The following is a 12,713-nucleotide window of genomic DNA, read 5'->3' as shown; positions in this document are numbered from 1 at the left end:
GTTTAGGTTATACTTTAGACAGTTTCAGAACGTTCGGTCAAGAATAAATTACAAGCTGTTTCAGAGTAGGTGTGCGATGGCAAGAAAAGCGAATTTCGACAGGGATGAAAAGTTGATGGAAGCGATGGCGCTTTTCTGGCAGAAAGGTTATGCCAATACCGCGATTTCAGATTTGGTGGATGCACTGAATATCAATCGCTTCAGTCTTTACAATGCATTTGGCGATAAGCAGCAGTTGTACTACGAAGCATTGGATGCCTACCTCAATAAAATTTCTTTTCCTTCATTGTCTGAATTAACAAAGGAAACATCTTCAATGCCGGATCTGGAATCTTTTCTGAAAAGGTTTGCGGCTATTCAACGGCAAAACACAAGCGGATGCTTTATGCAAAATGCGCTGGTTGAACATGCTGGTGAAGATCAGCACGTGCTGACAAAAGGCAACGCGTTGTTTGACCAGTTATTGCTTGTGATCACGCATGCAATACTAAATGCACAGCAAAGCAATGAAATAAAATCGTCTCTGCCTGCAGAGGATCTGGCTCGTCTGATTTTAAATCACATGCAGGGGATGCGAGTTCTGGGAAAAAGTAAACGTTATGACGACCTGGATACCGCACTGAATTGTCTGCTGACATTGCTTCGCAGTTAATCTCTTTATTGCGCGATAAATTGTGTAGCTCATCTGTTAACTGCGCAGATCTTTTGTTGACTGCACCGCCTCTCTACTGAGGGGGCAGCCCTTTCGATATCACGCCTCTGGCTATTTCCTGATTGACCAGCAAGCCAACAAACTGGCTTGCTGGTTTATCCAAACAATTAGCTCTTCTGCCTGGAAACACCATGCCAGTAAACCGGCCAGCGGTTTTCTTTGCCAAGATTATTAACAAAGGACGCGATTAGCACCAGCATCACACTACCCACCAGCACTGGTGTGATCAGAAAATCAAAACCGACGGCTTGCTGACCAGCAAGAATCACAGCTAATGGGTTTGCGCCCGCCGGCGGATGCACCACCCTGAAATATTGCATTAGCATAATGGCGACACCCACAGCAAGTGCCATTACCAGCATCGAATCCCCGAAAGTGTACAACGCAACCAACCCGACTGCCGCAGTAACAAAATGGCCACCAATCACATTTCTCGGCTGCGCCAGCGGGGAGTCAGGCACGGCAAACAATATGACGCAGGTTGCACCGAAAGGTGCCATCAGCCATGCACTTCCCGTCGTTTGTGTGAGTAATCCCAAGGTTAATATGCCCAGAAACCCACCTATCAGGCCTTTTAGTAGCTGAACATTACTTGGTTTTGGCGGCAACGATCCGCCTCCTTTTAGCTTTTTCATCATCATCTCCTGAGAATTTATCGAGCCAAATTTTTGAAGCTCTTCTGGCAGCTTTAATCAAAGCTTGTATCGCGAAACATTTGTAAACGTATTTCGTGTCATCCACATGGCTTAAAGACGAACCGTACAGCGCTTTCCACCCCTGAGTAGTGTAACCTCACGGGTGTACAGATCTGTACACAACAAAAAGAATACAGATCTGTACACCTGAGCGCAAGAATCTTTTATGATAGGCGTTAAATTATTTCGGAACGCCTGAGGAGGATGAGCCGTGAGTAAGAAAGATCACATCCTGAATATCGCTGAAGCGCTGTATAACGAATTAGGATATACCGCCGTTGGCGTAGATTTGATTCGGGATAAAGCCGCCGTATCGAAGACATCGATGTACCGCCACTTCGGTTCGAAAAACAAACTCATTGAAGCCGTCTTAATTCGCCGCCATCAGCGCTTTGAGGAAGAACTGCAAGCGGTGACAGATGCACAGCCAGAACCGTTTAGTAAACTTGATGCCTTATTGGACTGGCATTTTTCGTGGTTTCACGCTTCCGACTTTAAAGGCTGTATGTTCATGCATGCCCTGGCGGAGTTCAAAGGCCATGATCAGGCAATTGCCGAGCACGCACTTGCCCATAAAGCGTGGTTGAAAACATTAATGCAATCTCTGGTGCTAGCGCTAAATGATCGTAATGATCAAGAAGATCTCACCCACTGGGTCCATGAGCATGCCGAAATATTGCTGACATTCCTTGAGGGAATGATAGTGCGAGCAGAATTTGGAGACAGTACTTCTTATGAATCGTCATACCGGAAAACGATGAACAGCCTGCTTCGTCAATCCGTGAAATGATTAAACGCGCTTTTTATTTACGCATGATTGAAAAAACCAAGTTAGCGCCAAGCCCCTAACTTGGTTAGATAAAACCAGTACTCTCAACTGGCGTTTTGTCGTTCTGATCCCCTAAGAGGCTAAGCTCCTAAGAGTATGAGTTCCTAAACTTATAAGCAGCGAAAAGAAAATTAAAACTTCTGTGAGACTGTCGCAACGGCTCGATTCCTGCCAGTAAACTGATACAAAATCGCCAGCAAAAAGACCAAAATACCGGAAAAGACAGCCAGCAGAAAACCGGAAGATATACCGTGCTGATCAATAAACCAGCCACCTAAAGCCGCTCCCGTCGCAACGCCAATACTCAAACCGGTAATCATCCAGGTTAACCCTTCGGTGAGCTTGGTTTGAGGCACCATTTTTTCGACTATCCCCATCACAATAATCATGGTTGGTGCGAAAAAGATTCCTGACAGGAAAAGTACGCCAGCCAGCATCCATAAATTACTGACATACATCAATGGTAAGGTTGTTAACGCTGTTGCCGTTGCCGCGATGGCCAACTGATGATTCAAAGTTCGCTGTGGCTTCATTGCACCAAAAGCCAGCCCCGCCAGGCATGAGCCAATGGCATAAACAGAAAGTACAAAACTTGCCGCGACTTGCTGTCCTTGCTGCTCCGCAAAGGCCACGCTGATGACATCAATAGAACCAACAATTGTCCCTAGAGCAATCAACACCAGAATAAGTGTGATAAATGCAAATGATGTTAATAGTGGCGGGCTGTCATCGATTGGTTCAGGCGTAACTTTTGGTTCGGTTTTCTTCTGCATGACAAACGCCGTCACTCCAACGGCAAGAAGCAGGCTCGCAACCAAAGGACCAGCTTCCGGTGCGACGATTACACTTAATCCTACGGCCAGCGGCGGGCCAAGAATAAAACAGACCTCATCCAGTACTGATTCAAGCGAATACGCGGTATGCAAATCCGGTGTATCCCGTAAAATTTCCGTCCAGCGAGCTCTAACCATCGCAGGCATACTTGGCATTAATCCGGCTAAGGATGCCAGAACAAATAAAATCCAGTCCGGCACGCCCATCCTGACTGAAAGTAATAACAACCACATTGCCAGTACACTAACGACAGTGACATAAGGTAATACTGTAGATTGCCCCAAACGATCCACTGCCCGCGAAATTTGTGGAGCCGCAAATGCCATTGTGAGCGTAAAGGTCGCGGCTAACGCACCTGCTAACCAATAAGAATCGCGCAGTTGGGCCACCATTGTAATGATTCCAATGCCCACCATCGAAATTGGCATTCTTGCCACTAACCCTGCCAAAGTGAAAGCCACAGTCCCCGGCTTTTTAAACAATAATCGGTATGGATTGGCCATATTTTCTCCTTAAAAATCCATTTATCGAAATTTGCTGCATTCCCAACACATTCACATACGCAGCGTATATTAAAATATTTGACATACACAGCGTATGTCAAATATTTTAATACCCGACATTTGTTCAAAAAGGACTGCATGATGACACGCCGAACCCGTGCCGAAATGATGGAAGAAACACGGTTAAAACTGTTAAACACAGCTCGCCAGCACTTTGCGAATGCTGGCTTTTTTGAGACGGTGATGGATGATCTAACCGCACAGGCAGGACTGACACGCGGTGCTCTTTACCATCATTTTGGTGATAAGAAAGGGTTATTTTTTGCCGTATTACAACAAGTTGATGCGGAAATGGATGAGCGACTAGCGGCCATCGCCTCAGAGATTCAATCACCATGGGACGCCTTTCTGGCTCGTTGTCATGCTTATCTGGCCATGGCGACCGAACCTGAAATTCAGCGGATAGTGCTGCGCGATGCGTATTCTGTTTTAGATGCAGAACAATTACACAGCATCAGGCTCAATTGCATCAGCGCCATATCCGACAGACTGCGTACTTTAATGGATCTAGCCATTATTAAAGAAAGCGACCCGGAACTTCTGGCCCGATTTATAAACGGTGGATTGATGGAGTCTGCTCTCTGGATATCCAGACATGACCAGCCCGATGCAGCATTGCACCAAGCTATTGAGAGCACAAACCTATTTCTTGAAGGACTGCTTGCTTGAAGAGTTAATTGCTTAAAGATCTGCTTTCCCAGTGACAGAAATGAGCCTGATGCTGGCTGACTAACTCCGTGAACCGTTCTTCACGGAGTGTCAATCGCCTCTCGTACAACAATCAGTGTTATGCAGAGATAATTCTGGGACAATGCGGGAACTATGCTGGAACTACGCAGGAGCTATGCCGGCAATTTACAATAAATGAGGGTATTACCCAGTTCTCCGTTGGGTAACCGACGGGCATTGAGTAATGTCGCTTCATGGTTGTAACCGCAACGTTCTGCGATAGCGCGACTTTTTAGATTTTTATCTGCCATACAAATCTGAATACGGTTGGCATTTAACGTTTCAAATGCATAATGCTCCACCAGCTTAACCGCTTCTGTCATGTAACCTTTACCTACAGCTGAGTTTCGTAACCAGTATCCGATTTCAAACGAAGGCACGGTTTTATCCAGGATCGTTAACCCTAACACCCCCAATACACGCTCGGTCTCTTTGCAAATTAGGGTGTAACGCAACTCACCTTCAAACTTTTCTCTGTTTGTGATCGCTTGCTGCATGTTCTCAGCAATATCATCTAAAGATGACACAACATGTGGCCACGGCATAAACCGCCCCAGTACTTCCCGACTCTCTTCGAACGCCTCATACATGGATTCAACATGACACATATTGGGTAATTCAAGTCTTATTCGATGATTTTCCACCACTCCGGCCTCCGTAACGTTTTGTTTCTTTCCTTCCTCGTTGATGCAAAATCAAAGCCTGCATCATTACACAAACATCAAAACAAACACCGAAATGCATTGATTTGAATATAAAAATCATCTTACCAGACAAATCCATAACCTCCAGCGCCTATTTAACACCTTACTTCTGTGAATTATCCCTTAACTATCTTTAACAAAAGATACTTGACCATAACAAACCAACCCGCTAGATTAAAAGTATCTCTAATGAGAGATACTTTTAATCATCATATTCACGTTAACCCAGTCAGGACATCGCGATTAACTGCCTAGCAGATCGCTGGCAACAATTTAACTGCTCGCACTCAGTTAACTGTTCGCACTCAACAAGTGCGTCATCAAGGAGAAGTCATGGCCAAGCACACATTACTCTTAAATTTGCTGATTACAGCACTTGCACCGATGGTTTGGGGCAGTACCTACATTGTAACGACGGAACTGTTGCCGCCGGATATGCCCCTACTGGCTTCAACACTGCGGGCTCTACCTGCCGGATTGATTCTGTTAGCCTTGTGCCGGACGGCTCCCCGCCGTGGATGGTGGGTACGAGTGGCCATACTCGGCATCCTGAATATTGGCGCTTTCTTCTATTTTCTCTTTGTCGCTGCGTATTATTTGCCGGGAGGAATTGCCGCTCTGGTCATGTCATGCCAGCCATTGATTGTGATGTTCTTCAGCGTCATGCTGCTTAAAACCAGACTCAGTTTTCACCATGCGCTGGCCGCGGTGTTTGGTATCACAGGCGTCGCTATGCTGGTTCTCAATGCCAGTGCAGGAATCAGTTGGCAAGGCATTCTGGCCGGAGTTGCAGGCTCAATCTGTATGGCTGGCGGTATTGTGCTGACCAAATACTGGGGGCGTCCGGATGGACTGTCACTGCTCAGTTTTACCGGCTGGCAGCTCACTTTCGGTGGTTTGTTCCTGCTGCCTCTGACGTTGTTACTGGAAGGGCTCCCATCAAGTCTGACAGTGAATAATGTCTTGGGTTACAGCTACCTGGCATTAATCGGCGCAGTATTCAGCTATATGATCTGGTTCCGAGGCATCGAAAAGCTGCCGACAGTCACCACATCTTTCATTGGTTTCCTTAGTCCTGTTTCTGCCTGTCTGTTGGGGTTCTTTATCCTGGGTGAAACATTGTCTCAATACCAGTTACTCGGCGCGTTCAGCATTGTCATTGCACTGTATTTCTCCCTGCCCCGACCTCAGGCAGCAACCACAACCACTTTAACGACTCAGCTATCAAAATAGGACAATACCATGAATGTATTAATTATCTCTGGCAGTCAGCGCGAAGCATCTCAGAGCCTGCATGTGGCAAATTACTTAAAAACTCAGAGCCTGAAGCAAGGCTTTACACGCGCAGATGTTCTGGATCTACATGATCTGGCACTGCCTTTCTGGAATGAAGGATTTTGGTCAGGCTCCGAGGAGTGGAACGGCTGGCAGCCAGTGGCTCAGACACTCCAAGCAGCCGATGCAGTAATTCTCATCACGCCTGAGTGGCATGGTATGGCGACACCCGCCCTGAAAAATTTCCTGTTACTTTGTACAGATAAAGAGCTGGGACACAAGCCGGTGTTATTGACCAGTGTGTCTGCCAGTATCAATGGCGTGTATCCCATTTCGGAGTTGCGTATGACGGGTTCGAAAAACAATCACGCCTGCTTCATTCCTGATCACCTTATCTTCAGACAGTCGGAAGCGTTAATTACGCAGGATCTCCAATGCAGCGATCATCATTTTTCGGAACGCTGTAGCTACACCTTACACCAGTTGAATGCCTACGCTCAGGCCCTGAAAGATGTACGTCGCTCCCTTGATGGTTTATCAGAAAAATTCCCATACGGAATGTAACCAGCCACCATTAATTCAGCGATCGTTGCTACAACGATCGCTGCTACAGTGACCATCTGATACTAAACTGTCGGTATCTCTCTTTAACAAAAGTGCACGCTTTTATTCAAGTACTCTTTCTCGAATTGTGCCTTGTTTTTCTGCTGCTCTGAGTATCCGTGCACAGCCCTCAAAGAATACAGGTGAAATAGCGTTACCACAGAGAGTTACTGAGGGACCAAAGTAAACCAGCACACCAGTCCGCCACTGGCGAGACATGCTGACCAAGCATAAAAATGATCAAACTGCGCACTCTTAATGATGACTAAATAAGCAAGGCGCAGTACAAAAACCAGTTCCACCAGTAATTGCAATGGAAACAATGACATACCATATACATTTATCAGCAGTGAAGCCGAGGAATCACTCACCTCAGCAACATTTTCTCCTTGGGTATGTAACCAGAGAAATTTGTATAAAACCAGAAACAACACAAAGAGCAGATGGTTAGCGGTCAATATCAGCAGTGTCTTTTTCATTGTCCGCGCTCCTTGTTCCTAATAGTAAAACAATGCATGCCTGCGCGTAGAAAGGCATATAAGTAGATAGATATATTGTTGATTTATTAAATCTATAGGCAGAAATGGAACAAAGATCCAACTCCAGTTATCAGGTTTATGAAATACAAAGAATGAGGTGTCGGGAGGTTAGCACGCCCTCACCCTGCCCTGATTTTGACTTTCTCCTGCCGACTTAAAAAGTACATCTTGTCGCAACATAAGTGTCACACATCTTGCATAGGCTTGTTGCAAACTGAGCGGATGCCAGTAGAAACTGAATATTAGTACTCACAATAAAATAGGAACAGACGTTGATCTCCAGTATTCCTACAGCAAAAGCCAATCCTTACCTCGCTGTGTTTGACCTCGATGAAACCCTCATCGCCGCTGATTCCGCCAGCTTGTGGATTGCTTACCTGGTTGAGCAAGGTATCGCTCCCGCTTCACTGCTTGAGGAAGAGCAGGAAATGATGAAAGCCTACGCAAAAGGTGAAATGGATATGGATGCTTATATGGCAGCCACCTTAAAGCCAATCGCGGGCATGGACTACCAGGCTCTCAATGCCTTGGTTGACGACTTCATCGAGAAAAAAATCAAGCCAGCCTTATATGATGACGCCATTGAACGCATTCAATGGCACAAAAAGCGGGGAGATAAAGTGCTGATCATCTCAGCAACTGGCGAACACCTGGTCAAACCCATTGCTGCCATGATAGGCGCAGACGATGCCATTGCCATAAAACTTGAACATATCAACGGTATTTTAACCGGAAAGACCTCAGGAACTCTGACCTATCAACATGGAAAGGTGATAAGGATGAAAGCTTGGCTGGATGAGCAGGACACCCAATTTAAGGGCAGTTATGGCTACAGTGACTCCATTAATGATTTACCTATGCTGGATGCGGTAGACCGTCCTTTCGCGGTAAATCCGGATCCGGCACTGGCGCTCCATGCACAAATGAATGAGTGGACCATCATGGACTGGCGCCACGAAAATAACATTTTGCGTTAATGCGGATTGAGAAAAACATTCCGCGCAGAAAAAACGGTCTCCATGCAAAAAGTGCCCCTTGAAATAGAGCTTTCCGGGGCCACGCCAAAAACCATATCCAGAGCCGTAACTGCATTGCAGGTACGGCTCATTTTTTCTCACACCATTTTCAATGAGACTTCTATCTCATTCTGAAACAAATACTTTTCCGTCAAACCGATCATAAAATTTGTCTTTTTTACCGTCATATCGCTAACTTAGGCATCAAATGGAAAAGGTTCATTCAAATTATTCGATGTTGTTGTTCAACTACGACACCTTATATTCTTTTTCAGACAATCTAAAATAGTAATCATTCATAGTGATGAGTGTGCCGGTCATGAAACAAAAACAAGTTTACGACCCATTAACGGTCATTATCCATTGGCTGACGGCAATCGTTGTCATTGGGCTCTTTGCAGTAGGCTTCTGGATGGTAGATCTGAATTACTACTCAAAATGGTATCAAACCGCACCGTTCTGGCATAAGTCAGTCGGTATCTGTCTGGCAATTGTCACGGTTTTTCGTTTGTTGTGGAAATTATTAGCAAAATCACCCGTAATCGAAGGTGCACGCTGGGAAATAGTGAGCGCTAAAATCGCCCATTTTCTGCTTTACCTGATGATGTTTGGCATTTTTATGTCTGGGTATCTGATTTCGACTGAAGACGGGCGAGCTATTGACGTTTTTAATTGGTTTTCTGTACCCGCGATGGGCGAACTGTTTCCAGATCAGTCTGACATTGCAGGCGAAATCCACGAATACCTGGCATATGGCCTGATAGGACTCGCAGTAATCCATGCTTTGGCTGCGTTAAAGCACCATTTCATCAACAAGGACAATACATTGAAAAAAATGTTGGGAGTTAAATAATATGAAGAAACATTTGATTGCTTTGGGCTTAATGGCGGCAGCCTCTGTACCAACTATTGCCAACGCCGCTGACTACGTGATTGATACTAAAGGCGCGCACGCTTCAATCAACCTGAAAGTTAGCCACCTGGGTTACAGCTTCATTAAAGCACGTTTTAATAAATTTGACGGCTCATTTAGCTATGACCCGCAAGATCTGGCTGCATCCAAAGTAACAGTCAATGTTGATACTTCAAGTTTTGACAGTAACCACGCTGAGCGTGATAAGCACGTTCGCAGTGGTGATTTTCTTGACGTTAGCAAATACGGTACCGCGACTTTCACATCAACAAAAGTAGAGCCTAAAGCAGATGGTGAAATGACCATTTATGGTGATCTGACACTGCATGGCCAGACAAAACCTCTGGAAATTGATGCTAAATTTGTTGGTGCAGGTGAAGACCCGTGGGGCGGCTACCGTGCCGGTTTCACAGGCTCAACCCGTATTGAACTGAAAGATTTCGGTATTCAGGTAATGGGTACATCCAGCTATGCTGACCTTGAACTGCATGTTGAAGGTATTCGCCAGTAATACTGACGAAATCATGACTTGCCGTCACTTCTGCAAAGCTTTAAAAATCCGGCTAAGGCCGGATTTTTTATTCCATTTTCGGCTTTCGCCAGGTAGCCTTTGAGCTGTATTGCCTCTTACCCAGTAAGTCTGGCTGTGAGTTTTTGCAAATGCCAAACGCTAACGGAACAGTCCGCCCTGAACTTCTGGTTCACTCCTCCACCATACCGTTTGCTTCTCATCCTATTATCACTCAGTTACGTATAGTTACAGATTTAAATAGGAACCCTCGGCTACGATGGTGGTCATAAATCCAAATATTAACTAAAGTGCTACTTCAAGTGCAATCCGTACATATTTAGAGAAGGTAAACCATGACTCCACAAGAAAAAGAGCTCATCTTAAATGTTGCCAACAAACTGAAGCAAAGCCCGAAAAAGAACAAAGATGCTGATGCTGAAAGCCTGATCAGCAATGAAATTGCTTCACAGGAAGATGCCATTTACAAACTGACTCAGGCTGTACTGGTTCAGGAGATGGCGCTTAAAGAGCTCAAGCAAAAGAACGACTACCTGGAGCAGTGCGTTGAGCACCATAAAACGGAAGCTAATCGCGGTGCTCTGAGTAAAATGATGGGGGGCAGCCGCCCTGAGCCGATGCCACCTCGCCCTGTTCATCAACCAAGTGCCTTCGGCAGCTTCATGCAGACTGCTGCCAGCGTAGCCGTTGGTATGGTTGCAGGACACATGATCAGCAATGCCCTGTTTGGCAATGATGACCCAGCAGCAGAAACTGCAGCTGCGGACACGGCATCGGCAGATGCTGCGGCAGCCGATACCGCAACAGCTGATTCTGTCACTGAAACAGCATCCACTGATGCCGCACAGGAAAACACTGGTGGTTTCCTGGATGACAGCTCAAGCTTCGCATCAGATTACACCGATGGCAGCACAGGTTTCGGAAACGCCGGATTTGAAGAAAGTGGTTTCGGCAGCGCCGGTTTCGACGACAGTTTTGCCAGCGCGGATCCAACCCGATTTGGTGGTGATAACTTTGGTGAAGGCGGCTTTGGCGAAGATAGCTTTCTAGGCGGAGACGATTTCGGCTTCGACGAAGACGTGTAAATAAGACCACAGACTTAGATCTAGGCCGCCCTGCATAGCATACTGGGCATTAAAGATAAAAAGGCACCATTGGGTGCCTTTTTATCCTCGCTCATCTTTCGGCGTATCCATCACCACCATGGTCGTAATGGTGTTAACCTGTGGTATTTCACCGAGCTTTTCGGAATGAAAGCGCTTATAAGACGCCAGATCCGCAGTTTCAACCCGTATCAGGTACTCACTACTGCCTGTTATATTATGACATTCCACAACTTGCTCTGAATCCATAACCTGCAGTTCAAAATCACGCTGAGACTTGCGGCTGTGATCTGACAACCCAATTGACACATAGGCCACAAACCCTACTCCCAGCTTGTTTCTGTCGAGTACAGCTCGGTATCCGCTGATGACTCCTTTTTTTTCCAGTTCCTGTACCCGTCTTAATGTTGCCGATGGTGATAAACCCACCCGCTGGGCGAGGTCAACATTCGAGAGTCGACCATTGGCTTTTAGCTCATGCAATATTCTTTCGTCAAATCTATCCATAGCACAACTTCATTGTGAATTATTTCAGTTTCAAGCACATTCAGACAGATAATTTAATGAGATTTAAATTAATATTCAAGCATAGAAAAACACTTGAACGGGAAGATAATAACCATGGAATATCAACAGCTTGCAGCACTTGTCACTTTTGCCTTTGTTTCCTGCGCAACACCGGGACCGAATAACATCATGCTCATGACCTCTGGTGCCAACATCGGCTTCATGCGCACGATTCCACACATGTTAGGCATTATTTTCGGTTTTAGTTTCATGGTCATTCTAGTGGGGATCGGGCTGGTTGGCTTTTTTGAAGCCTACCCCGTGTTACAAGATATACTGAAAATCGCTTGCTCCGTTTATCTGGTATATCTTGCCTACGCCATTGCGAAAAGTAAGCCAAGCACCTCGCAAGCATCAGATTACCAACCTATGACATTTTTGTCAGCAGCCGGTTTTCAATGGCTCAACCCCAAAGGATGGTCAATGGCATTATCTACAGTGAGTGTTTTCAATCTGTCACAAAACTGGCAAGGCATTGCAATCATTGCTGCAGCCTATGCCTTCGTTAACGTGCCCGCGGTCAGTATGTGGACCTATGCCGGACAGAAAATGCAATCAGTCCTTAATGAAGAAAACAAACTACGCTGGTTTAACTACGGAATGGCGGCCCTGCTACTGGGCTCTCTGGTACAGGTGATTTGACCCGTACCAACGGTGCACTGAATGACAGAATTGCTTAAATCAAAAAGCCTCCGACATGGAGGCTTTCGTTACTTTGTTGACGTTACTATTTTTTCTTTGCATCTATACACTGCTTTAGATGTAATACTGAAAAGCCATCTGTTAAAAAGCTGTATTTTTGAAGATTTATATTAAAAGCTATCTAAACATTATATGTAGAAGCTTATCTTCAGCAAAGACAAGTCAGAATGAAATAGTCACTTCTTGGATTTTGCTTCATCCAAAATTTCACGGATACGTTTGTTAGAGACGCGTTTAGCCATAATATTTACTCCTTGTTAATATTTACTTACCTCGGACTAAATCTATGCCCACAACGAATTATGGGTACTTCTCTGGAACAACTACAGGAAGGCTAACTTCCAGAACCACAGTGTTGTTGGGCTCCTGAACCAATATACGCAACTTCACAGTGATGTGA

General features: G+C 45.5%; 15 protein-coding genes. 10 read left to right on the top strand and 5 right to left on the bottom strand.

The genetic code is table 11. The annotated features are described in order from the left end of the window. Window positions 1–76 precede the first annotated feature (76 nt). A complete protein-coding gene (locus C9I92_RS09705; protein ID WP_047884503.1) occupies window positions 77–652 on the top strand; it encodes a TetR/AcrR family transcriptional regulator in 576 nt (191 codons plus the stop codon). 167 nt (window positions 653–819) lie between these two features. Here the strand turns inward: C9I92_RS09705 and C9I92_RS09700 are convergent, their stop codons facing one another. Beyond that, complete coding sequence (locus tag C9I92_RS09700) at window positions 820–1,350, bottom strand: HPP family protein (protein ID WP_047884504.1); 531 nt, start codon at window positions 1,348–1,350, stop codon at window positions 820–822. Between the two features lie 268 nt (window positions 1,351–1,618). Here C9I92_RS09700 and C9I92_RS09695 point away from each other — a divergent pair, with 268 nt between their 5' ends. Then, window positions 1,619–2,197 (top strand): TetR/AcrR family transcriptional regulator, encoded by a 579-nt coding sequence (locus C9I92_RS09695; RefSeq protein ID WP_047884505.1) that lies wholly within the window; start codon window positions 1,619–1,621, stop codon window positions 2,195–2,197. A gap of 170 nt (window positions 2,198–2,367) precedes the next feature. On the opposite strand, the gene C9I92_RS09690 is transcribed toward C9I92_RS09695, so the two are convergent. Then, window positions 2,368–3,573 (bottom strand): MFS transporter, encoded by a 1,206-nt coding sequence (locus tag C9I92_RS09690; RefSeq protein ID WP_047884506.1) that lies wholly within the window; start codon window positions 3,571–3,573, stop codon window positions 2,368–2,370. A 141-nt stretch (window positions 3,574–3,714) separates the two neighbouring features. Here C9I92_RS09690 and C9I92_RS09685 point away from each other — a divergent pair, with 141 nt between their 5' ends. Next, window positions 3,715–4,302 carry a TetR/AcrR family transcriptional regulator gene (locus C9I92_RS09685; protein WP_047884507.1) on the top strand — a complete coding sequence of 196 codons (588 nt, stop codon included), beginning with the start codon at window positions 3,715–3,717 and terminating at the stop codon, window positions 4,300–4,302. A 173-nt stretch (window positions 4,303–4,475) separates the two neighbouring features. On the opposite strand, the gene C9I92_RS09680 is transcribed toward C9I92_RS09685, so the two are convergent. After that, complete coding sequence (locus tag C9I92_RS09680; RefSeq protein WP_047884838.1) at window positions 4,476–5,006, bottom strand: GNAT family N-acetyltransferase; 531 nt, start codon at window positions 5,004–5,006, stop codon at window positions 4,476–4,478. A gap of 393 nt (window positions 5,007–5,399) precedes the next feature. Between C9I92_RS09680 and C9I92_RS09675 the strand changes: the two genes are divergently transcribed. Beyond that, window positions 5,400–6,299 (top strand): EamA family transporter, encoded by a 900-nt coding sequence (locus C9I92_RS09675; RefSeq protein WP_047884508.1) that lies wholly within the window; start codon window positions 5,400–5,402, stop codon window positions 6,297–6,299. Window positions 6,300–6,308: 9 nt separating this feature from the next. Further along, window positions 6,309–6,905, top strand: a complete 597-nt coding sequence (locus C9I92_RS09670) for an NADPH-dependent FMN reductase (protein WP_047884509.1) — start codon at window positions 6,309–6,311, stop codon at window positions 6,903–6,905. Between the two features lie 206 nt (window positions 6,906–7,111). Here C9I92_RS09670 and C9I92_RS09665 read toward each other — a convergent pair whose 3' ends face one another. Continuing rightward, window positions 7,112–7,423, bottom strand: coding sequence for a hypothetical protein (locus C9I92_RS09665; RefSeq protein WP_047884510.1), 312 nt, complete (start codon window positions 7,421–7,423; stop codon window positions 7,112–7,114). Window positions 7,424–7,755: 332 nt separating this feature from the next. On the opposite strand from C9I92_RS09665, the gene C9I92_RS09660 reads away from it, so the two are divergent. The 4 genes from C9I92_RS09660 to C9I92_RS09645 all read left to right on the top strand — a co-directional run bounded on the left by C9I92_RS09660 (window position 7,756) and on the right by C9I92_RS09645 (window position 11,026). Continuing rightward, window positions 7,756–8,460, top strand: a complete 705-nt coding sequence (locus tag C9I92_RS09660) for an HAD family hydrolase (RefSeq protein WP_107193834.1) — start codon at window positions 7,756–7,758, stop codon at window positions 8,458–8,460. 358 nt (window positions 8,461–8,818) lie between these two features. After that, window positions 8,819–9,352 carry a cytochrome b gene (locus tag C9I92_RS09655; protein WP_047884511.1) on the top strand — a complete coding sequence of 178 codons (534 nt, stop codon included), beginning with the start codon at window positions 8,819–8,821 and terminating at the stop codon, window positions 9,350–9,352. A 1-nt stretch (window position 9,353) separates the two neighbouring features. Next, window positions 9,354–9,923: a YceI family protein gene (locus C9I92_RS09650; protein WP_047884512.1), complete on the top strand. Its 570-nt coding sequence runs from the start codon at window positions 9,354–9,356 to the stop codon at window positions 9,921–9,923. A gap of 353 nt (window positions 9,924–10,276) precedes the next feature. Continuing rightward, complete coding sequence (locus C9I92_RS09645) at window positions 10,277–11,026, top strand: DUF2076 domain-containing protein (RefSeq protein ID WP_047884513.1); 750 nt, start codon at window positions 10,277–10,279, stop codon at window positions 11,024–11,026. Between the two features lie 81 nt (window positions 11,027–11,107). Here C9I92_RS09645 and C9I92_RS09640 read toward each other — a convergent pair whose 3' ends face one another. Beyond that, window positions 11,108–11,551, bottom strand: coding sequence for an Lrp/AsnC family transcriptional regulator (locus tag C9I92_RS09640; protein ID WP_047884514.1), 444 nt, complete (start codon window positions 11,549–11,551; stop codon window positions 11,108–11,110). A gap of 114 nt (window positions 11,552–11,665) precedes the next feature. Between C9I92_RS09640 and C9I92_RS09635 the strand changes: the two genes are divergently transcribed. After that, window positions 11,666–12,253: a LysE family translocator gene (locus tag C9I92_RS09635; RefSeq protein ID WP_047884515.1), complete on the top strand. Its 588-nt coding sequence runs from the start codon at window positions 11,666–11,668 to the stop codon at window positions 12,251–12,253. The last annotated feature ends 460 nt before the right edge of the window (window positions 12,254–12,713 follow it).

The sequence above is a fragment of the Photobacterium ganghwense genome, from assembly GCF_003025595.1.
Taxonomy (GTDB): Bacteria; Pseudomonadota; Gammaproteobacteria; order Enterobacterales; family Vibrionaceae; genus Photobacterium; species Photobacterium ganghwense.
Note: the sequence above shows the minus strand (reverse complement) of the source record. Positions and strands in the feature narration are given on the sequence as shown.